The sequence below is a fragment of the Allopontixanthobacter sp. genome, from assembly GCF_034376665.1.
Taxonomy (GTDB): Bacteria; Pseudomonadota; Alphaproteobacteria; order Sphingomonadales; family Sphingomonadaceae; genus Allopontixanthobacter.
In genome coordinates this window covers 1-19,265 of record NZ_JAXMJI010000109.1, presented here as the reverse complement: position 1 = coordinate 19,265, position 19,265 = coordinate 1, and the positions used below count along the sequence as shown (strand labels likewise).

Annotated in this window: 22 protein-coding genes, 1 tRNA gene and 1 pseudogene; 7 read left to right on the top strand and 17 right to left on the bottom strand. The window is 62.5% G+C overall.

Going from position 1 to position 19,265, the window contains the following annotated elements:
* The 4 genes and pseudogenes from U0988_RS12455 to U0988_RS12440 form a co-directional block, all read left to right on the top strand.
* Positions 1–260: pseudogene (locus U0988_RS12455) on the top strand (hypothetical protein); the annotation flags it as partial.
* Between the two features lie 24 nt (positions 261–284).
* Complete coding sequence (locus U0988_RS12450; protein ID WP_322292948.1) at positions 285–488, top strand: DUF2093 domain-containing protein; 204 nt, start codon at positions 285–287, stop codon at positions 486–488.
* Complete coding sequence (locus U0988_RS12445) at positions 488–1,396, top strand: M23 family metallopeptidase (RefSeq protein WP_322292947.1); 909 nt, start codon at positions 488–490, stop codon at positions 1,394–1,396. Before U0988_RS12450 ends, U0988_RS12445 begins: the two co-directional genes overlap by 1 nt.
* Positions 1,393–2,454, top strand: coding sequence for an esterase-like activity of phytase family protein (locus U0988_RS12440; protein WP_322292946.1), 1,062 nt, complete (start codon positions 1,393–1,395; stop codon positions 2,452–2,454). The genes U0988_RS12445 and U0988_RS12440 overlap by 4 nt, the downstream gene beginning before the upstream one ends.
* A gap of 48 nt (positions 2,455–2,502) precedes the next feature.
* Here U0988_RS12440 and rpmB read toward each other — a convergent pair whose 3' ends face one another.
* Entirely contained in the window at positions 2,503–2,802 is a 300-nt protein-coding gene (rpmB, locus tag U0988_RS12435; protein WP_322292945.1) for a 50S ribosomal protein L28, read from the bottom strand.
* A 172-nt stretch (positions 2,803–2,974) separates the two neighbouring features.
* On the opposite strand from rpmB, the gene U0988_RS12430 reads away from it, so the two are divergent.
* A complete protein-coding gene (locus U0988_RS12430; RefSeq protein WP_322292944.1) occupies positions 2,975–3,430 on the top strand; it encodes a nucleoside deaminase in 456 nt (151 codons plus the stop codon).
* On the opposite strand, the gene U0988_RS12425 is transcribed toward U0988_RS12430, so the two are convergent.
* From U0988_RS12425 to U0988_RS12405, 5 genes are all read right to left on the bottom strand, one after another.
* On the bottom strand, positions 3,427–4,218 hold the full coding sequence (locus tag U0988_RS12425) for a ribonuclease T2 family protein (RefSeq protein WP_322292943.1): 792 nt from the start codon (positions 4,216–4,218) through the stop codon (positions 3,427–3,429). The two genes, U0988_RS12430 and U0988_RS12425, sit on opposite strands and share 4 nt — an antisense overlap.
* Complete coding sequence (locus tag U0988_RS12420) at positions 4,157–4,591, bottom strand: hypothetical protein (protein WP_322292942.1); 435 nt, start codon at positions 4,589–4,591, stop codon at positions 4,157–4,159. The genes U0988_RS12425 and U0988_RS12420 overlap by 62 nt, the downstream gene beginning before the upstream one ends.
* An 80-nt stretch (positions 4,592–4,671) precedes the next feature.
* On the bottom strand, positions 4,672–5,532 hold the full coding sequence (nadC, locus tag U0988_RS12415; protein WP_322292941.1) for a carboxylating nicotinate-nucleotide diphosphorylase: 861 nt from the start codon (positions 5,530–5,532) through the stop codon (positions 4,672–4,674).
* A 40-nt stretch (positions 5,533–5,572) separates the two neighbouring features.
* The gene (locus U0988_RS12410; RefSeq protein ID WP_322292940.1) at positions 5,573–6,370 is read right to left on the bottom strand and encodes a LytTR family DNA-binding domain-containing protein; all 798 of its coding nucleotides are present in this window, start codon (positions 6,368–6,370) and stop codon (positions 5,573–5,575) included.
* A complete protein-coding gene (locus U0988_RS12405; RefSeq protein ID WP_322292939.1) occupies positions 6,367–7,650 on the bottom strand; it encodes a sensor histidine kinase in 1,284 nt (427 codons plus the stop codon). The genes U0988_RS12410 and U0988_RS12405 overlap by 4 nt, the downstream gene beginning before the upstream one ends.
* Before the next feature lie 93 nt (positions 7,651–7,743).
* Here U0988_RS12405 and U0988_RS12400 point away from each other — a divergent pair, with 93 nt between their 5' ends.
* Positions 7,744–8,397, top strand: a complete 654-nt coding sequence (locus U0988_RS12400; protein ID WP_322292938.1) for an HD domain-containing protein — start codon at positions 7,744–7,746, stop codon at positions 8,395–8,397.
* Here U0988_RS12400 and U0988_RS12395 read toward each other — a convergent pair.
* From U0988_RS12395 to U0988_RS12355, 9 genes are all read right to left on the bottom strand, one after another.
* Entirely contained in the window at positions 8,340–9,413 is a 1,074-nt protein-coding gene (locus U0988_RS12395; protein WP_322292937.1) for a hypothetical protein, read from the bottom strand. The genes U0988_RS12400 and U0988_RS12395 overlap by 58 nt on opposite strands.
* Positions 9,410–10,114, bottom strand: a complete 705-nt coding sequence (locus U0988_RS12390; protein ID WP_322292936.1) for a DsbA family protein — start codon at positions 10,112–10,114, stop codon at positions 9,410–9,412. The genes U0988_RS12395 and U0988_RS12390 overlap by 4 nt, the downstream gene beginning before the upstream one ends.
* A gap of 12 nt (positions 10,115–10,126) precedes the next feature.
* Complete coding sequence (locus U0988_RS12385) at positions 10,127–11,482, bottom strand: M48 family metalloprotease (protein ID WP_322292935.1); 1,356 nt, start codon at positions 11,480–11,482, stop codon at positions 10,127–10,129.
* 10 nt (positions 11,483–11,492) lie between these two features.
* On the bottom strand, positions 11,493–12,461 hold the full coding sequence (locus tag U0988_RS12380) for an alpha/beta hydrolase (RefSeq protein ID WP_322292934.1): 969 nt from the start codon (positions 12,459–12,461) through the stop codon (positions 11,493–11,495).
* A gap of 117 nt (positions 12,462–12,578) precedes the next feature.
* Positions 12,579–14,204 (bottom strand): hypothetical protein, encoded by a 1,626-nt coding sequence (locus U0988_RS12375; RefSeq protein WP_322292933.1) that lies wholly within the window; start codon positions 14,202–14,204, stop codon positions 12,579–12,581.
* A 158-nt stretch (positions 14,205–14,362) separates the two neighbouring features.
* Positions 14,363–14,860: a DUF2141 domain-containing protein gene (locus U0988_RS12370; protein WP_322292932.1), complete on the bottom strand. Its 498-nt coding sequence runs from the start codon at positions 14,858–14,860 to the stop codon at positions 14,363–14,365.
* Positions 14,860–15,591: a sterol desaturase family protein gene (locus U0988_RS12365; RefSeq protein WP_322292931.1), complete on the bottom strand. Its 732-nt coding sequence runs from the start codon at positions 15,589–15,591 to the stop codon at positions 14,860–14,862. The genes U0988_RS12370 and U0988_RS12365 overlap by 1 nt, the downstream gene beginning before the upstream one ends.
* 84 nt (positions 15,592–15,675) lie before the next feature.
* Complete coding sequence (locus tag U0988_RS12360; RefSeq protein WP_416172396.1) at positions 15,676–16,179, bottom strand: MmcB family DNA repair protein; 504 nt, start codon at positions 16,177–16,179, stop codon at positions 15,676–15,678.
* 62 nt (positions 16,180–16,241) lie between these two features.
* Entirely contained in the window at positions 16,242–16,661 is a 420-nt protein-coding gene (locus U0988_RS12355; RefSeq protein ID WP_322292930.1) for a hypothetical protein, read from the bottom strand.
* Positions 16,662–16,824: 163 nt separating this feature from the next.
* Between U0988_RS12355 and U0988_RS12350 the strand changes: the two genes are divergently transcribed.
* Positions 16,825–16,901 (top strand) — tRNA-Arg (locus U0988_RS12350).
* A gap of 10 nt (positions 16,902–16,911) precedes the next feature.
* Here U0988_RS12350 and U0988_RS12345 read toward each other — a convergent pair.
* Entirely contained in the window at positions 16,912–17,898 is a 987-nt protein-coding gene (locus U0988_RS12345) for a site-specific integrase (RefSeq protein ID WP_322292929.1), read from the bottom strand.
* Positions 17,899–18,171: 273 nt separating this feature from the next.
* The gene (locus U0988_RS12340; RefSeq protein WP_322292928.1) at positions 18,172–18,693 is read right to left on the bottom strand and encodes a hypothetical protein; all 522 of its coding nucleotides are present in this window, start codon (positions 18,691–18,693) and stop codon (positions 18,172–18,174) included.
* Positions 18,694–19,265: the final 572 nt, after the last annotated feature.

The window sequence follows — 19,265 nt, the reverse complement described above, 5'->3', positions numbered from 1 at the left end:
CTTTCGATCACCTGGCCATTTGCAAGCCGGGCCGCAAGGCTCGCACTTGGTCCGGCGTCACGGTCGAAAGCGGCGAAGACGGCAACTTGCTCCGCAGCCGCGCTGCTGCCGCGAAGCAGAGCCGGTTGTCGATCGAATTTGCCGATGGCGCGCTTGATGCGGTCCCCGCGGGGCAGGCGGAACGCGTCAAATCGCCTGCCAAGGCCAGGAAATCACCCTCAAATGCGCCGCAAAGCCGACAAGATGATTTGTTCGGCTAGAGCGGATTTGCTAAGGGGGACGCCATGTTAATGTCCTCTGGCGATAACGCCGCTCAACTGATCTACGGTCCCAACGGTTTTCGCGTGATGCGGGCCGGGCACTATGTGCTGTGCGCGGTTACCGGCCAGCCGGTGCCGCTGGAAGAATTGCGCTATTGGAGCGTGGAACTGCAGGAACCCTACGCCAGTGCGGAGATCGCCACCCGGCGCGCACTGGAAGCACATTGATGCCTCGCCGGGTTTTGGCCGCTGCGGCTTCGGCTGCGGTAGTGTCTGCCTGCGCCGCCGTGCCTCCACCGGAGTTACGGGAATTGGAGGAATTGATCCCGCCGATACCCGCGCCACCACCCGTTTTAACTCCGCAACCGGCGGCAGGATCCACGACCTTCCTCTTCGACGGCGAACTGACCCAGGGCGGCTGGATTCGCGGCCATGCGCCCGGCGGAACCGTCTCGGTCAGGCTAGGCAGCCGCGAAATCAGGCTGGATGCTGACGGCAGCTTCTTCGCCGCTTTCGACCGTGACGCCGGACCAAGTGCGAGCCTTGCGGCCCGGCTTGCAAATGGCCAGGTGATCGAAAGCCCGCTGGCGATCAGTCCCCGGGCGTGGGACATCGAACGCGTCAATCTGCCCCGCCCTACCGGCTCCGCGAGCGAGGCGTTCATGCGCCGCCGCCGCCCCGAACTGGCGCAGATCAACGCGGCACGCAGCGTCAGTTCAGACAGCGAGGGCTGGCGGCAGAAGTTCATCTGGCCGGTCCAGGGCCGGATTTCCGGCCGCTTCGGTTCGCAGCGTATCTATGCCGGGGTGCCGGGCAGCTACCATTCCGGCATCGACATTGCGACAGGGGAAAGCGGCACGCCCTATGTCGCACCGGCGGACGGGGTGGTGGTTCTGGCGGCACAGACGCCGTTCTCGCTGGAGGGTTATCTGTTGATCATCGACCACGGCATGGGCCTCAACAGCGCCTTCCTGCACAGTTCCAGGCTGGCCGTGCAGACGGGCGATGTGGTCCGGCAGGGGCAGTATCTCGGCAATATCGGCGCGACCGGCAGCGCCACGGGTCCGCACCTCCACTGGAGCATCAAGTGGCACGACACGCGGCTTGATCCGCTGCTGTTTACCGGGCCGATGTGAGCAATTCCTTCGCCGCGTGGCGGCGGCCTGTCCTGATTGCGCTGCTGGCGCTCGCGCTGGCACCGGCAACCTGGATCCGGCACGAGCTCCCCGACCCCGATTACGGCGCGCCGGTGATCTTTGCCCGGCTGGGCGTGCCGGTGCCGATGGCAGGGGAAGTCGAGGTCCTGCGCGCGTGGAAGGCGACCAGCAACAGCGACCATTTCGGCGGCTATTCAGCCCTGGTTGCCACCGGCGAGGGGCAGCTGATAGCCGCCAGTGACCGGGGCCGGATCATGCAGCTGTCGCTGCCTGGTAATGGCTCACCAGCGGCGCGGCTGAGTTATCTTCCCGGTCTGATCAAAGCTCGAAAACAGCTGTTCGATATCGAATCGATGACCCGTGATCCCGCCAGCGGGCAGGTGTGGCTGGGGTACGAAGGGATCAATACGGTGGAGCGCCGCGATAGCCGCCTGGAGAATGCGCGGCGCGTTCGCCCGCTGCAGATGCAGGACTGGCCGGACAACAAGGGTGCCGAAGCGATGGTCCGCCTCGCGGACGGGCGCTTCATTCTGCTCGCCGAAGGTTCGACCGGACGGGCCAGACAAACTTTCCGGGGACTGCTGTTTGCCTCCGATCCGGTCGAAGATCCGCATCAGATAAGGGCTGCGAAAGAGTTCGGCTTCCAGGCGCCCAGCGGATACCGGCCGGTCGACATGGCGCAGATCCCCGATGGCCGGGTCCTGATCCTGGTGCGCCGGATGCACTGGCAAGTGATGCCGCGCTTTACCGCGAAGCTGGTGCTGGCCGATCCCGCCGCGATCGTCCCGGGTAGGACATGGTCGGGCCGGGTCATCGCGGAATTTGCGCCGCCGCTCCCCTCGGACAATTACGAAGGTCTGGCGCTATGGCCGCGGGCGGATGGCACACTCGACCTGTGGCTCATTTCGGACGATAACCGCACCGGTTTCCAAAGCACTTACCTGCTGGAAATGCGCTGGAATCCGCAGACCGGCGCACCGCGAGCGACAGACGGACCGCCAAACGAAAAGGCGCGCAGCCGGGGCCGCGCGCCTTGATCGAATTCGCAGGCTAATTGCCGGGCGCTGGCCCCGCAATGCGCCCCCTCAAGCGGCCTGATCAGCCTTTGCGTCGAGCTTCTTCAGCTCGCGCTTGACCTTGACGGCGCGGTCGCTGAGCTTTTCGTTCTTGGTCTTGATCAACCAATTGTCGAGCCCGCCGACATGTTCCACCGACCGCAGGCCGTTGGTCGACACCCGGAACTTGAAGCTGCGATCCAGCTTCTCGCTCATCAGCGTGACATTCTGCAGATTGGGCAGGAACACGCGCTTGGTCTTGTTGTTGGCGTGGCTGACGTTGTTGCCAACCTGGCGACCCTTGCCGGTCAGTTCGCAGATGCGCGACATGATAAATCTCGTTCGATTGCGGGCCCGTCTGCAAAAGCGTCAGGGCGAGTTACTGGGTCCGTGTGCTTACGGAAAGGCGGGCGCTTAGCGCTACGGCGGCGAATCGTCAATGCCTTCCCTTTGCGGGGCAAGCTTTCTTGCAGGCGGGAAGCGCGCAGGCTACCGGCGGGACATGACGCGCTGGCCGATCCCCCGACCGATGCAGGAAGCCCTGGCACAAGCCCGGCTGGCTGCCCAGTCGGGCGAAGTGCCGGTGGGCGCGGTGATCATGCGCGGCGAAGAACTGGTTGCGGCGGCCCATAACGCCCCGCGCGAGGATCACGATCCGACCGCCCACGCCGAGATCACCGCGATTCGCGCCGCCGCCAAGGTGCTGGGACGCGAACGGCTGGACGATTGCGCATTATGGGTGACGCTGGAACCCTGCGCGATGTGCGCGGGCGCGATCAGCCATGCGCGGCTGGCGCGGCTCTATTACGGCGCGTCCGATCCCAAGGGCGGCGCGGTGGAGCAGGGCGCGCGGGTGTTCGAACAGCCGCAATGCCTTCACCGGCCGGAAATCTATTCGGGTATCGGCGCCGAGGAATCTGCCGAACTGCTGCGGCGCTTCTTTCGCGAACGGCGCTAAAGCCCGCGCCAGATTTTCGCCGCCGCTTTTTCGCCTGCGCCGTAGCGCCTCCGGTCGCACACCGCCGGGCGGAAGCGTTTGCCGTAACAGATGCGGACCACCTCCAGCCAGCCGTTTCGGTCGAGCTCGATGTCGATATTTCCCGGTTCGATTCCGCTGTTGGCCGAGGCTATTGCGCTGCGGATGTCCCCTGCGGTCAGGCCGGGCTGGCGCGACAGGCGGTCCATATCGGGAAAACGCAGGCTGTCCCACAGGATGCGGGTGACCTTGAAATAGGTTTCCGGACGCCGCGTCATGCAGCTGCCGTGCTTGGCCCATTGCCGCGCGATCAGCGAAGACGAGGGTATCATGCACAGGTTGCGCCGGGTTTCCGCCGGGGTCAGCGCGCTTCCCGCCTGGCACCACTGCGGCCAGGTTGCCGATGATCCGCGGCGCGATTCGGGCCACAGCCCGTGGACGACAAAGCCGAACCTCCCGTTGGCGCCTGAACATTGCATGCGGTTTCCGCCGCGCAATTCCCGGTCCTTGCAGAACTCCGGCGACCAGCTGAGCGCAAGCGTATAGCCGGAGACCGGCAATTGCCGGACCGGGCCATCGGGCACGGTAAGGGGCACCGCAACCTGCGCGGGCATCCGGCACTGATAGGCCTGCGCCAGCGCGGGCTGTCCCCAGGCCGCCAGCACCGCTGTCAGGCTTGCGGCCAGATTTGCGGCCAGTCGGCGCAGTCTAATCCGCCGAAGGTGGGCCATCGTCCGCCGTATCCGTTCCAGCGAACCATTGCCGGGCATCGGGGCGGAACAGCATGACAATCGCGGCCAGCGCCAGCAGGTGCATCAGGACCAGACTGGCCAAGGCAGCACCAGTCGCCGCCGCCAGCGCGCCCGGCAAGCCAAGGAAACCGATCACGGTGAAGGCGACCAGCACCCACTTGGCAACTGCATTCGCGCGGTAGGCGATGAAATAATACAGCAGCAGGGACACGAGCAGGCCCAGCACCAGGATAAGGGTAAACGCCCCCGCGCCCCAGCCGAGCGCGCTCAGCGATGGATCGCGCTCGACCTGCGCGATTGTCCGGTCGTAGGTCAGCCAGGCGTTGATTGCCGTGACCGCTATGGATGCGAGATACAGGCGTTCGAACAGGATAATCGATTGCGGCCGCATTGCGTTTCCCCCCCCAAAGTTCCGCCAGTCGGCGCTAACCCCTGTCTGGCCGAATTTCTTTCCGGTCACAAGCGGCCGCCTTAAAGCGGGGTGAAGTCCAGCCCGATATCGGCCGCCGGAGCGCTCTGGGTCAGGCGGCCGACGGAGACATAATCGACGCCGGTGGCTGCTTTGGCCGCGATGGTTTCAAGGTTGATCCCGCCGGAAGCTTCGGTCGGAACCCGTCCGGCGACCAGCGCCACCGCTTCGCGCAAGGTAGCCGGGTCCATATTGTCGAGCAGCAAGCGGGTTGCCCCGGCCTTCAGCGCTGGTTCGATCTGGTCGATCCGGTCGACTTCGCAAATGATTGTCGTCACCCCGGCGGCGCGGGCGCGGCGCACTGCCTCGGCCACTCCGCCCGCCACCGCGACGTGGTTGTCCTTGATCATCGCCGCGTCCCACAGCCCCATCCGGTGGTTCGCCCCGCCGCCCATCCGTACCGCATATTTCTCGAGATGGCGGAGCCCCGGGATGGTCTTGCGCGTATCCAGCAGGGCGCAGGCGGGATTGTCCATCGCAGTTACATAGCTGCGCACCAGCGTAGCGATTCCGGACAGGTGCTGGACCGTGTTGAGCGCGCTGCGTTCCGCCGTCAGCAGTGCGCGGGCGTTGCCTGACAAGCGCATCAGGTCTGTTCCGGGCAATGCCGCCGCCCCTTCGGCGACCAATATTTCGATTTCCACCTCGGGTTCGCACGCCCGGAAAAACGCTGCAGCTATCGGCAAGCCGGCGACCATGATCGCATCCCGGCTGTCCATCACGCCGGAAAAGCGCGCCTCCGCCGGGATCACGCTTTCGGATGTCACATCGCGCCCGCCGCCCGGCAGCCCTTCGCCAAGGTCTTCGGCAAGCGTCTCGCGGACAAAACGGTCGAGGTCGAAGCCGGGGAGGGTGAAAATCATGCAGCTGTCTTGGACGGTTTGCTGTCCGGGCTCAATATAATCAGTGCACGAAGCGCGCCACCACGTCGCGGTAGGACCGGCTGACCTTCACTTCCGCGCCCGAATCGAGGACGAGGAAGCATTCGCCGTTGGTGTGCGGCTTGACCTGCCGGACCTGGTCGAGATTGACGATCGTCGAGCGGTGGACGCGCTGGAACTTGCGCGGGTCCAGGCGCCGTTCCAGATCCTTCATCGTTTCGCGCAGGATCAGCGAATTGTCTCCTGTGAATATGCACATGTAATCGCCCGCTGCCTCGATATGTTCGATGGAGCCGACCTCGACCCGGAAAATCTGGCCGCGATCCTTGACGTTGATCAGTCTCTCGAACCGTTCGCTCGATTCCGCTTCACTGTCGGCGAATTCCTCGGCGGCATCGGGCGCCACTTCGGCCAGCACATTCATCAGATTGGCCGCTTCTTCGGCGGAGCGCTTCTCGGCCAGCCGCACCCGCACCCGCTCAACCGTATCGGCCAGCTTGTCGACATCGACCGGCTTCATCAGATAATTGACCGCGTTCGCCTCGAACGCGCGGATCGCGTGTTCCTGATAGGCAGTAACGAACACGAACAGCGGCGGTTCGATCTCCATCACCCCCTTGACCACGCTGAAGCCGTCGAAACCGGGCATTTCGATGTCGAGAAATACCAGATCCGGCTTTTCGGTCTTGATCTTGCGGATCGCCTCGCGGCCGTTGGCGCAGGTTTCGATTATCTCGATATCGTCGAAGGCTTCCAGCCGCAGCTGCAAGCCCTGGACGGCCAGTTTCTCGTCGTCGACGATGATGGTGCGAATTGTCATAATTTGGATCCGATCGGGCGCCCGACGCCGAGGAAAGATCCCCGGACGGCTTTTTCAGGGGCCTTGGTGGTGGTGGGGGCTTCGGGCGCTATGCTAACGGCCGAAGCGGTCTCTGGTTTCATGGATTCAGGCTTAACCTGCAATGACCCGGCAGATGCTGCGATGTCACTATCGACATTTTCGAACGGCAACTCGATGACGACGGTAAAGCCGCCCTCGGGCGGGGTGCGGATTTCGAACAATTGTGCGTCACCATAAGCCTGAACCAATCGATCGCGGATATTGGCAAGGCCGACTCCGGTGGATTCCGTCCGTCCTTCTCCCGTCATTGCACCAGGCAACCTGTGCCTTTGCCCGCCGGCATTCAAGCCCGGACCGGTGTCCGAAACGGTGATCCGAAGCTGTGATCCGACGACCCGCGCGGCGATGCTGATTTTGGCCCCTTCCTCCTGCTGCGAAACACCGTATTTAATCGCGTTTTCGACCAGCGGCTGCAGCAGCATGGCGGGCAGCATCGCTTCCCTGGCGGCGGGTTCGATCTGGAAATCGGTCCGCAGCCGTTCTTCGAACCGCATCCGCTCGATGCCAAGGTAGAGTTTGAGCGTTTCGACCTCCTGATCCAGAGTCACCTTGCCGGTCGGCTGGGTCAGCAGCGTATGGCGCAGGAAGGACGACAGCCGCGTCAGCATCGCATTCGCCGGTTCGGTCTGCTTCAGCAGCACCAGAGTGCTGATCGAATTGAGCGTGTTGAACAGGAAATGCGGGTTCAGCTGGTATCGCAGCATGGCCAGCTGCGCAGCGGTGGCCTGCGCCTCCAGCCGTTCGAGCTGGTCCGCCTGCCGCTCCACCTGAAGGAAATAATTGATGGCATAATACAGCGCCGACCACGCGCCCAGCAGGGTCAGGTCGAGATAGAAATAGCTGAAAAACCGCTGCAGCAAACCGATCTCGCGATCCGGGTAATAAAGGCTGATGACCCAGCTATCGACAAAGGCGTACAGGCCCACGCCCACCGCCAGCACCAGCCCGGTCACGCCCCATGTCACCAAGGGCCGGCGGTCGATCAGCCATCGGTAAATGACCGAAAAGACCAGGCTGATCGAAAAACCGGTGATCGATCCGATCAGGATCAGGATCAGGAAGTCCAGCGGCTGCGAATTGACCAGCGCGGAGGCGGCGCGGAACAGCGTTACTCCCACCCATCCACCGATCTGGAGATTCCAGAACGCGCGGTTCTTGTTGCGAAAGAAAGGAGTCGGGCGGAAGGGCAGCATAGCCATAGTGCGGCAGGCTTAGACGATTTTGCGGCACTTCGTCAGTTTGTTTTGCGCATCGGCGTGGTTGCGGTAGCATGACGGCCGAGGAGATTTGTCATGGGAATCGAACAGAAGCTGGCGGCGGGCGCGGAGAATCCTGCACCGCAACGGGCGAAATTCCGCGAAATGAAGGACGGAACAGCGGAAGACTGGGCGCTGATCGCAGGCCATTTCCGCACCTTTGCCGGCGGGGTCGCTGGCCGCGTTCTGGAACATCTGCGTCTGCTTGACGGGGATTTCGGGGGCTTCCCGGTCGACCGGCTGGAACATTCGCTGCAAACCGCCACGCGGGCTTACCGCGACGGGCGGGACGAGCAATATGTGGTGATGGCCCTGCTGCATGACATCGGCGATACGCTCGGCAGCTTCAATCACCCCGATGTCGCCGCGGCGATCCTCAAGCCGTTCGTGCGGGAGGAATTGCACTGGATCTGCCAGCATCACGGGCATTTCCAGGGCTATTACTACTTCCACTATCTCGGGATGGACCGCGAATCGCGCGAACAGTTCCGGGGCAGCCCGCATTTCGAAGCCTGCGCGGAATTCTGTGAGAAATACGATCAGGCCGCCTTCGATCCGGACTACCAGAGCGAGAGCCTCGAATTCTTCGAACCGATGGTGCACCGGGTGATGGCTCGGCCGCTGGCGACGCTTTATTCCTTGGGCGAACCGGAGGATGCACCAGCGGATACGGCAGAAGGCGCCGAATAGGCGGGCGCAGGAATCGGGGCGGGGTCGATTTCCCGCCGGAAGCCAGTCCGCCAGTCCGCTGCTCCGCTTGCGGCGCGGCTGCGCGCGATCAACGGCAATTCCGCGGCGATGAATTCGGCCCGTTCGTCCCACCCGTCATGCGTCCGGCTCCGGAACAGGCCGCCGTCGTTGCCCGGGCCCCATGTGCGCATGAACCGCAAGGCCGCCGCAGGGTCGTAGCCGCCGTTCGCGAGTAGCCACGGCATCAGCCGGTCCGCCTCGCGTTCGGTCACGCGGACAGTGCGCCGCTTGCGGCCGATCTCGTCCAGCCATCCGGGATGTCCGAGCAGATTATGCGCCAGTTCATGCGCAATGGCCGCCGCCAGCAATTCTTCGGCATAGGTGAATCCGACGAAATCCGCTCCGACCGCCACGCGATCGCCATTGGCGGAGGCGCGCCGCGACCCGGCGATGACTTCGAACCCGCTGGCGCAGGCTGTCTGGCCCACCAGAGTGGCGCTTATCGGGGTTGCCGACCGGTCCCGCCAGACGATTTCGACCTGCCCACGGGCGCGCAGGGCCTCATCCAGTTTCCGGTGCAGCGCGGCCAGTCTTTGCCAATTTTCCGGACCAGCAGGGGGCAGGCTGTGCATGGATTGGCCATCGACCGACAGCACTTCGGCAAACACCGGCAGTCCGGCCCGGTCCGCAGGCGATCCGGTGGCGCGGGCCTGGACCGCAATGTCGCCGGAAAGGCCCATCGCCGCGCGCGCGGCGGCAGGATCACCAAAGGCGGCGACGTCCTGCAGCAGCAGCCCGGCCGCTGGCCGGGTTTCGGCACAGAAGGGTGCGTTCCCGGTAACCAGATTCCAGCCGATCGACTGGACCCGCTCGTCGCGCATCTGCAGCGCCGCCAGCTTGGCGGAAATATCATCCGCTGCGCGCGCTGGCTGGGCGAAGGGTGCCGCCAGCATCACGGCAATGATCAGGAAATGGCGCAATACGCGCCCACCACCGGCACGCGCCGCCGGTCTCACCGGTCTCTGGCGGCGTCGATCGCCTGCTGCAAAGCTTCCAGGCCGATGGCGCCTTCGAACGGTTGCCCCCCGATCACCCAGCTGGGTGTCCCGCTGAAGCCGATCTCCCGCGCGAGATCGGTGTTGCTCGCCAGTTCGGCCCTTGCTTCGGCGGAAACGGCGAATTCGCCCGCCTGCTCCATGTCCAGTCCCGCTTCCTTGGCCGCTGCGGCGATCGCGGCATCGGTGGGCGATCCCTTGGTAAACATTGCATCGTGGAAGGCGCGATACCGGCCCTGTTTCGCTGCGGCCAGCGCCACCAGCGCCGCCTTGTCGCTGCCTTCGAAGATCGGCCATTCGCGAATGACGACACGCAGGTCGGGGTTGTCCCGGACAAGCTGCGCAACATGCTCCTGGCTGGCGCGGCAATAGCCGCAGGCATAGTCGGTGAATTCGACCATCGTGACCGACCCCTCGGGATTGCCGAATTCAGCGCCGGGGAACGGGGTTTGCACCCGCTGTTCGATACCGGCCATCCGCTCCACCCCTTGCTGCTGCTGGTACCGCTCGGCCATTTCCGGCAGCAGATCGGGGTTGTCGAGCAGATAGGCGCGGGTCTGACCGTCCCCCAGCCCGCTATACGACCACATGGCGGCGCCGCTGAAGCCGAAGATCAGCGAAATCAGCGCGGTGAGGGCGAGCGAGCGAAAGGATATCTGCATGGTCTGGCGGCGCTACCGGCGCTTGGGCTGTCTTTCAAGCTCCGCGCGCGCCTGCAGGCCGATATCCTGCGCGCGGATCCAGTCGGGCGAGCCGGCAGGCAGTCCTGCCTCGGCGGCTTGCGCACTGCGCAGCGCTTCTTCGTAATTCCGGCCCATCACCTGCTGTTCGGCACTGGCGAGCCGCGCGCGCGGAATGTCACCCTCGGCGGCATAGACCACGCCGAGCTGGTACCACGCAAACGGGTTGTACCGGTCGCGTGCCACCGCCAGCCGCAGCACCTTTTCCGCTTCCGGAAAATTGCGCGGGTCTTCGGTAGCGATCAGGGCGTGGCCGAAGATCGACGCGATCAGCGGTTCGTGCCCGGTCAGTTCGGTTGCCTTGCGCAGCGGTTCAAGCGCTTCTTCGGGCTTGCCCGATTCCAGCAGGACCTGACCCTGAAGCTCCAGAAAATAGGGGTCTTCCGGATCGGCGGCGAGCAGCTGCGAGGTCTCCGCCAGCGCCTGTTCGATCTGCGCGTTCTTGTGATAGGCATAGGCGCGGGCATAGCGCGCGGGAACATCGGTGCGGCTGGCGGGGAATTGCTGCAGTGTGCGCGTTGGTTCGGTCAGAAAGCCGAACAACTTGGCCTTGACCCGTTCGAACCGCCGCTGGATGCCCGGATCGTCAGGCGCTTCCCAGGCGGGATCCACTACGTAGCTTTCGCGCAAGCGGGCGATCCGGTCCCCCGACAGCGGATGGGTCCGGGCAAAGGCGGCCTCGTCGCTCTGGCTGTAGCCATAGCGAAATTCCTGATTCTGCAGTTTCTTGAAAAAGGCCAGCGATCCGCGCCCGGAAATTCCCGCTTTGGACAGAAACTCCACCCCCGCCGCATCGGCAGAGGATTCCTGCACCCTGGAAAATGCCAGGAACCCGCCCATTGCGGCCTGCTGGCCCGCCGCGATTACGCCCATTGCCGCTTCGCCCGCGCCGGCCAGTGCCGCGGCAACGCCCAGCACCATCGACAGGATCGAAATGTTGGCCGCCTTGCCGAAACCCTCGCTGCTGCGAATGATGTGTCCGCCGGTTATGTGGCCGATTTCATGGGCAATAACGCCCTGCACTTCATTGGCTGTATCGGCGGCATCGATCAGTCCGCTGTGGATATAGACCACCTGCCCGCCCGCCACGAAGGCGTTGATCGACGGGTCGTTGATCAGCACGATTTCCAGATTGCCCGGCGCAAGGCCCGCCGCCTGCGCCAGCGGCTCGGCCATTTCCTGCAGCAACGCCTCGGTTTCCGCATCGCGCAGGATCGACTGTGCCGCGGCGGGCTGGGCCATCAGCGACACGGCGGCCAGCATGGCAATCAGGCGGGTGGACAGGCGCATATCCGCCTTCCTAACGCATCGTGGCCTGAACCGGAACTGAAGGATTGCCCTCCGCGCCTGCGACCTTGTCCGGCAATCCCGAGGATTGCGCGAATCGCACGATTGCGGGCACGATCGCTCCGTTCTTGCGCCACGGGCTCGCCAGAGCGATCAGGGGCGCGTTGTGGTCCATCTGCGGGAAGTAGATCGCCCGCACGCTGCCGCCGGCTGCAATTATTCCGCTGGCCAGCGCCCTGGTGTTGCGCGGTTTCACCAGCGTATCCTTCTCGCCGTGGATCAGCAGCATGGGCGGCGCATCGCCGCGCAGGTGGTTGACGGGCTGGGTGGCGGGCAGATCGGGAGCGCCGCCAAAGGCCGCCTTGGTGGAATCGCTGTCGAGCGGGAGGAAATCATAGGGGCCGGACAAGCCGATCACGCCCTTGATCAGCGATGGGGAGAGACCTTCGCGCTCCAGCCATTGCCGCTCGAGTGCAATCTGCACCGCATTGTATGCCCCGGCAGAATGGCCGGCGATGAAGATGGCGTCCGGATCACCGCCAAACCTGGCGATATTACGCTGGGTCCAGGCGGCGGCGGAGGCGGTGTCCTGCAGCATGGCGGGATATTCGCCGCCAGGGCCGAGCCGGTATCCTGCAAGCACCACGGTAAAGCCTTCCGGCACCAGCGCGCGGGCGACAAAGCCGTAGTCGCCGGGATTGCCGCTGCGCCAGCTGCCGCCGTGGACGAACAGAATTACGGGTTTCGGCGCATCGTCGCTTTTCGCGCGGTACACCGCGATTTTCTGGGCCGGGTTATCTCCGATGATCTCGCGGTGGACCAGGGCCACGCCGCGCTTCCCGCCAACAACCCGGTCGACCGCGTCGAGCACGGCGGGCCCGTTGCGGGCCGCCGCATAGCGGAACGTCGCGCCGATCGTTATCGCAAGCATCACCAGGCCCAGCGTGATCCAGCCCATCTTGCGCCATCCCTTGTTCGTCATGCGGCCCCTTGCAATCCGGTTCGCACGGAACCTGCCGGGTCCGTGCTAGCCGTGCCGCGGCGCAAGGGATAGTCCGAACCGCCGACGATGTCTGGCAGGCGCGCAGATTGCAGCCGGTCAGCCGACCAGTTTGCGGGCAGCGCGTTCAACCAGCGGGGTGTCGCCGGAAATCTCGCCCAGCAGGACGATTTCGCCGTTCGGCATCCGGCGGATCATAACCAGGGCAAACTCTTCGCCTTCGGGAGACAGCGCATCGAAGGAATGCGTAGCCAGGGCGCGCAATTTGCGGGCCAGCTTTTCCTGCGGGCTCTCGGCCTGTTCGCCGTCCGCAGCGCTTTCCTCGCGGCGCAGCTGGCGTTCCGCCTTGACCACGCCCTTGAGGCCGCCTTCGGCCTGCGCCAGAAAGCCGGCGAGCTGTCCGCGGGCGATTTCCAGCCGGTGGGCATGGCTCAGCACGGCGGCGTATTCGGTCAGCCGCGTTTTGTCATAGTCGGCGCCGAACACCAGCTTGACCACCGGGGTCATCGGTGCGCGATCCTGGACGGACAAGCCGCTGGAGGAAACGAGTTCGACGAATTCCTGTTCTTCTTCCTGCGCGGCAAGGCTGAAATCATAGGCGCGGCCAACGGCGGCGTACAAGGCCGACCGGCTGCGATCCTCGGAGCTACGGGCGGCGAAAGCCAGTTCCCGGGCCGATGCAAGGCAATCGTACAGGTTTTCGTCCTGTGCGGGGGCCAGTGCGGCCTCGACCGCGGAATAATCGTCCTCCGGGTGATCCGGCTCATCATTCGCGGCGAGAAAATCGCCTGCCGACAAGTCGAGCGGAACCTTGCGCCGCACGACCAGGCCGCCGGAATTCATCGTACCGAACAACGGTGAAGGCAGGCTGTCTTCGGATTCGTCCCCGTCTTCCGCGTCGTGCTCGTCTTCCCCGTCTTCGTAATCTTCCTCGCTCGCCTCGTAGAATTCGCTCCCCAGGGCCAATTCAGGATGCGGTTCGGAAGCCGGGCCATCGGCCCAGTCGGTGACCGGATCGGGCGCGCGCAGGGCTTCGGTCGCGGTTGTATCGCCGTCCTCGTCACCGCTGCTGTCGTCTTCGTCGCCCGCTTCGCCCAGCGCCTGATCGATTTCCAGCATCAGCTCGTCGGTGGTCAGCTGGTCGGCCATTTCTTTCCAGTTGATGACGCCGTAGATGAAGTCGATCGTTTCGCCGTCGCTGGAAAAAGGCAGCAGGATACCGCGGTACAGGATGGTCGCCCCGCGCTGGTTGACGAACTCGGCTTCAAAACCGATCGGGGCCTGATTGGCCAGGATCTGCATATAATGGTCGGTAATCCGGCTCAGCAGGGAGCGGCTGGGAATATCCGACAGGGCGTCGATTTCCTCATGTGTGCCGCATTCCACGGCCAGCTGATCGCCGAGATACTGGATGCCGGGATTTTCCACCCCGAGCGTGAAATCGAGCAGCACGCTGTAGGGGCCGAAGTCCGGCAGATTTTCCGGATCGAGGTCCTCGATCGAGGGGAAATTATACTCACCCAGCAGGCTGGCCCAGTGATTGTAGGCGCGCACCTGCATCCGGCGTTCGTCCGTCCCGATGGCGGTTGGCGGGGGTTCGCTGGCGCTTTCCTCTTCGGGTGCGTCTTCCGCAACATCCCAGTCGCGCAGGCCGTCGTCGAGCGCGTCCTCGAACCTGGCCTGGTCTAAATCATCGGTCCCAAAATTGCCGCGAAGCGTATCCATGGCTCTGAAAGCCCCCTTAAACGTGTCACCGAAATGACGTCTAGGAGACCTTCTGGCGCTGCATGGTAAACATTGCGTTAAACACTGACACGATCCGTTATGCAGGACGGAGAATTGTTCGTTGCATCGAAGCCGGTTCCGGACAGCGCTGCCCGCCGTCAGAGCATATAGCGCATCCGGATGGTCTGGACGATCGGATTGCCCGCGACGTCGAACGCCGCGTCGTCGAATTTAGGCGGACCCATGCGTACTTTGGCGTCGCGGGAAAAGCCGAAACCTTCGGTCGGCATCATCATCAGCGCCCGGTCGGCCTTGCCGTTGTTGTTCTCGTCATGCAGCAGCGCGATGGCATAGCGGCCCGGGGTCACATTGGTGAAGCTGAAGGTGACCGTCTCTGCCGCCGGCGCCACGACATTGATACTGCCTGCATCGCTCGCGTCGCACTTGGGGAAGCCCTTCGACCGGGCGGTAATGCAGGCGCGGACCACGCCTTCGGTCGACCGCATATTGGTCACCGTTACGGTGATGGTGCTGGCCTGCTCCACCGACCGTGCGGAAATCGCACTGGCGGTCACGCTTGCTCCGCCGATGATCCCGGCCACCAGCAGCAAACCGGGCACGCGGACGAACTCGCGCCGCTTTGTACTCGGCGGCATTATCGCTCCGGCACCGAAAATTCGTGCGACAGGCCCTGGTCCGTGCCGCACAGCCTGTCCCAGAATCGAAAATATAGTCCGTAATTGCATGTATATTGCTCGTGATGACGCTGATGATGGCTGGCGCTTATCAGCCAGTCCCCGAAGATAGAATGAACGAATTTTTGCGGGAGCATTTCCCAGCCCATGTGGTTGGTCACTCCCATGATGGTCATGATCGCCAGCACCAGCCCCAGAACAGCGATATGGATGGGGACCAGGAACACTAGCAGCGGGATCACGAACGCTCCGGTCAGCGCCTCCAGCGGGTGGAAGCTCATCGCCGCCCAGGCGGTGGGCGGGCGGCTGGCGTGATGCACGGCGTGAGCGGCGCGGAAAATTCGCGGACGATGCATCCAGCGGTGGGTCCAGTAAAACCACGTATCATGCGCAAACAGATAGATCAGCAGGCTCAGCGGCAGATACCACAGGGGAAACTGCTGCCACTGGGTGTAGATCACGGTCCATCCGCGTTCCTGCCAGCCCCAGGCGGCAATCCCGGCGGGAAGTCCGTAAATCACCGCCGATAGCAGCGACCAGCGGATTTCCCGGCGAATCTGCTGATCCAGCCCGGCGTAATGGCCGGGCAAGACCCGCTGCGTCGCCCAGGCAAACAGCCCGCTGGTCAGCACATAGCGCAGCGCCACGATCACCGTCATTGCGAGCACGGAAAGGAGGATTGCCACGGCCATCGGCCTTCTATGGCGCAATGCACCCGGGGGATACAGCAATAATCCGGCGTAGTTCGCAGGACGAAGGGCTGGCGCAAAGGCCGGTCAGCCGATTCTTTCCCATGGTGCGCAGTCGGGATCGATCCCGGTCAAATGCCGCCGGAGCGCGGCCCGGGCGAGCCGTTCGACCTCCACCTTGCGCCGCGCCGCCGCCAGCGGGCGCGAGGGTGCAGGGCGAAGGATTTCCGCATCGTAGCCATCCGCCACAATCACGCCGCAGCAGTCGGGAAGAAAGTCGGGCCCGTCCAGCGGAATGCGGTCCAGTTCGGGCGGAACACCCCAGTAAAACCGGTCGCAGAACTCTAAATAATCGGGCCATTTCCCGTCGCCCAGCAAATCACCGCGGCTGATCTTGATTTCCACGATTACCACCCGGCCCTGCGGATCGATACCCATCAGGTCGGCGCGCCGCCCGTTTCGTAGCGGCATTTCGGCCAGGCACCAGATGTCGTTGCGGGCAAACAACCGGCAGATGCCGCGCGCAACCGCCCGTGCATCCGCAGTCAGCGCCGCAGCAGGAGAATCACGGAGGGGAGTTGTAAGGGCCACGCCCCGTTCTGGAACAGAGCAAGAACCCGGTCAAGCCGCTTTGCGCGCCGGGTGGCGCGGGGTCACCGCTCCGGCAGCAGTTCCAGGACTGCGTCGCGCGCCTGGGCAAATTCGCTCCATAGCGCGAGCGCGGCTGCCGAAGGATCCCTGTTTTCCGCATGGACCGCCAGCAGCGCCGCTAAACCCGATTGCATGAAGGCCCCGATATCCTCCAGCGAAGTGTTCGCCAGCTGCGCCTTCCAGCGGGGTGCGCCTGCGAGGAGGGCGGCAAAGTCGGCGGCATCGCACCGGGTCTGCTCCGGCGGCAGATGCGCCAGGCTGCCCACTGCGCCCGCGGCACCGTGCAGCGCTTCCCATTGCCGCGCCGCCGAATCCAGGAATTCGGAATCGCGAATCGGTGCCGGCGTATGGCCTTCATCCGGGGTAGCGGCGGAGCTCTGGCCGGGCTCCTGCGGATGAAATTCGGAAGAATGGATGTTCATGATCCCGTGAGCTGTAAGCCAGACCGCTTGCCAAATCGCTAATGCGCCCGGGTTCTGCCCGCCCGCCGGCAACATTCCGCTTTCAAGCAGCAGGACCCTTTGCTAAGCGCGCCCCAATCCACACCGCTGGCCGCACTGGTTCAAGGTCAGCAGTGAAACATCGGCACCCGTAGCTCAGCTGGATAGAGCGCTGCCCTCCGAAGGCAGAGGTCACAGGTTCGAATCCTGTCGGGTGCACCACCTTTAGCATTTAAGCCTCCTTATCCAGTAGGTTATCATTTTCGATGGCTAACCGTTTGCGAAGGTTAGCCATTAGCATCTTGCCTGCGTCATCGGACAAGGCCTGTTGATCAGCCGCTCTGGTGTAACGCGCAACTTCGAAATCAGTAGTATGGCCAGTAAAAGACTTGATCTGCTGATTGGAGCACCCAGCCTCTGCCAACCGTCGCGCAGCGGCTTTTCGAAGGCCATGAGCACTGCAATGACTTAGTCCCGCCTCATCGCACCATTGCCGGCATTTATTTCCGAAACCATTTTTGGAGTAGGGTTTTCCATGCTCGCTAAGCAAGAATACGAGGCCCAACGTAGGGGTCGCCATAATGGATTCTGCCAAAGCGGGAAGGATCGGAAGTGAAACCTTTGCGCCCGTTTTTTCTTGGGTGATGTCCAGTCGCCCAGACTTCACGTGCTGAGGTCCCATGAGTCGAGCATCTCCTCTACGCTGACCAGTCCAGAGCATTATGTCGAATGCTAGTCTGGCAGTGGTTCCTAAAGGGTGCCGTTTCTCGTACTGGGCGATCTCTTTTTCAGTCCAAGTGTGGAACCCAGTGCCATCAACTTTGTAGTGTTTCGTTGAGAGCACCGGGTTTTTGTCAGTCATCCCCTGCCGAATGGCAAATTGCATGAGGGCATTTAGGCGCTTGCGAAGCATATTGGCGGCTGTCCGGTATGGCAGCTTCTCAGCCAACATCGCTTCAACATGGCGAGCCTCAAGGTCGCGCACTTTCCCATCGCCATATTTCTTGCGCCAAGCTTCGATCACTCCTCGGTACACCGTTCGCGTTCGATCCGACGGACCCAAGAAGTCCGGTGAACGATAATAGCGGGTGATCAGATCATTGAATGTGCCCGGCTTGATCCGATTGGCACCCGGAGCAACGCTTTCCGCTGCTAGGCCAGTTAGACAATCGTTGTATTCTTTCAGGAAGTCATCTGTGCCGGGAGCGTTCTTGAACAAGTATTGCGCATATCCTTTCCGACGAAAGCGATACCGCGGTTTGCCGTGACGATCCCGATATGTTGAAACCCATTGCGGCAGCCATTTTCTAACCATGAGATTTACCGATAAGTGAATCGAACGAATTGCCCGCAGAAACTTCTGTTTTCCCAAACGTAAGTACTATTTCGCCTGTTGACGTTATCCGGCAGGCACAGGTTTTGAGACCTGCGCTCTTGGCAGCTATAAGCGCCTTTCGTACGTCGTTTTGCTTAAAGGAAGATGGCGAGCTCATCAGCTGATTTTTCCTCCAGCCTCTGCCAACGAACTAGGGCGGTCAGCGAGGTGCTCGCCCATCCTTTTGCCGAGAAGCTCAAGATTAACGAGTGAGACAATCGCCTCAGCATTTATCGGAACCTCAGACAAGTCGTTGAGAGCGATGGCATCTCCATTGGAAGCGCTTATCAGCAGATAGCGAGGACTTGAATGCTTGCTTAGAGGGCTCTTTGACCAAGCCTCATGTGACGTTTCATCAACCCAGGAGGAGCGTTGACTGAGGGCGTACTGGCGGACAACATCCGCATAGCTCTTGGCTATTCCCGTAATGCGCTTAGGTCCAAAACCATGAGCAGATAGTTCGGATAGAAGCAGGATTTGGGCGACTGCTTCGAGGTTTAGTTTCCCACCTTCACTCTCAGGAGCCAGCCCGCGTCTGCGCAAGTCCCGGATCGCGACGGGGCTAAGGTTTGAGAGTCGCTCTAACTCCCGGGGAGTCCAAGCTTTGTGCTTAAAGATTTGAGGAGGATACTGATTCATACCGTGGGATATACCACGCTTTAAAAGCGTGTCAATTCCCACGCTCTCTGCAATCCGCTTCTTGACTCCTTCTGAACTTTGGTAGTTGAGCTAGGAGCGCTGCGTCGCGAAATAAGGCCACAAGCAGAGGATTTGTGCCGTTATGCCAAGGGCTAAGGGCACGAAATATGCCGCTGAGCATGCGAAGGCACGGGCGTTCGGACATTCCGCGCCTAATGCAACATTGCTCTTCGAGGACAGAAGAGGACTGAAATATTGTAGATATGTTATTGATCATAAATGCATCTAAATAGGGAATCAAAGACATTGCCCCCAGACATGCCTCCATCGACGCTCAATGTACTTATATCGCAAGTGGCGGGATTGATCGCCGCCCATCACCGAACGATCAGGTAACGAGCGGGTAGTCGGCATTAGTGGAATAATGTGCGCGAGTGAAAAGAAGGCATTCAAATCTTTGTGTAGCTAAAATCGCCTTAAATCCCCGACACCGATTTCCTTACCTTTTGACCTAAGGGTCTTACCGAAATGCTTCGCAAATTTCGGTGGTGTTGTCGGGATCAGCACAAATT

Bases quoted from the DNA above. Each gene is read 5' to 3' on its own strand.
- U0988_RS12450 (WP_322292948.1), top strand. From the start codon at position 285: ATGTTAATGTCCTCTGGCGATAACGCCGCTCAACTGATCTACGGTCCC.
- U0988_RS12445 (WP_322292947.1), top strand. From the start codon at position 488: ATGCCTCGCCGGGTTTTGGCCGCTGCGGCTTCGGCTGCGGTAGTGTCT.
- rpmB (WP_322292945.1), bottom strand. From the start codon at position 2,802: ATGTCGCGCATCTGCGAACTGACCGGCAAGGGTCGCCAGGTTGGCAAC.
- U0988_RS12430 (WP_322292944.1), top strand. From the start codon at position 2,975: ATGACGCGCTGGCCGATCCCCCGACCGATGCAGGAAGCCCTGGCACAA.
- U0988_RS12425 (WP_322292943.1), bottom strand. From the start codon at position 4,218: ATGCCCGGCAATGGTTCGCTGGAACGGATACGGCGGACGATGGCCCAC.
- U0988_RS12420 (WP_322292942.1), bottom strand. From the start codon at position 4,591: ATGCGGCCGCAATCGATTATCCTGTTCGAACGCCTGTATCTCGCATCC.
- nadC (WP_322292941.1), bottom strand. From the start codon at position 5,532: ATGATTTTCACCCTCCCCGGCTTCGACCTCGACCGTTTTGTCCGCGAG.
- U0988_RS12410 (WP_322292940.1), bottom strand. From the start codon at position 6,370: ATGACAATTCGCACCATCATCGTCGACGACGAGAAACTGGCCGTCCAG.
- U0988_RS12405 (WP_322292939.1), bottom strand. From the start codon at position 7,650: ATGGCTATGCTGCCCTTCCGCCCGACTCCTTTCTTTCGCAACAAGAAC.
- U0988_RS12400 (WP_322292938.1), top strand. From the start codon at position 7,744: ATGGGAATCGAACAGAAGCTGGCGGCGGGCGCGGAGAATCCTGCACCG.
- U0988_RS12390 (WP_322292936.1), bottom strand. From the start codon at position 10,114: ATGCAGATATCCTTTCGCTCGCTCGCCCTCACCGCGCTGATTTCGCTG.
- U0988_RS12385 (WP_322292935.1), bottom strand. From the start codon at position 11,482: ATGCGCCTGTCCACCCGCCTGATTGCCATGCTGGCCGCCGTGTCGCTG.
- U0988_RS12380 (WP_322292934.1), bottom strand. From the start codon at position 12,461: ATGACGAACAAGGGATGGCGCAAGATGGGCTGGATCACGCTGGGCCTG.
- U0988_RS12375 (WP_322292933.1), bottom strand. From the start codon at position 14,204: ATGGATACGCTTCGCGGCAATTTTGGGACCGATGATTTAGACCAGGCC.
- U0988_RS12370 (WP_322292932.1), bottom strand. From the start codon at position 14,860: ATGCCGCCGAGTACAAAGCGGCGCGAGTTCGTCCGCGTGCCCGGTTTG.
- U0988_RS12365 (WP_322292931.1), bottom strand. From the start codon at position 15,591: ATGGCCGTGGCAATCCTCCTTTCCGTGCTCGCAATGACGGTGATCGTG.
- U0988_RS12355 (WP_322292930.1), bottom strand. From the start codon at position 16,661: ATGAACATCCATTCTTCCGAATTTCATCCGCAGGAGCCCGGCCAGAGC.
- U0988_RS12340 (WP_322292928.1), bottom strand. From the start codon at position 18,693: ATGAATCAGTATCCTCCTCAAATCTTTAAGCACAAAGCTTGGACTCCC.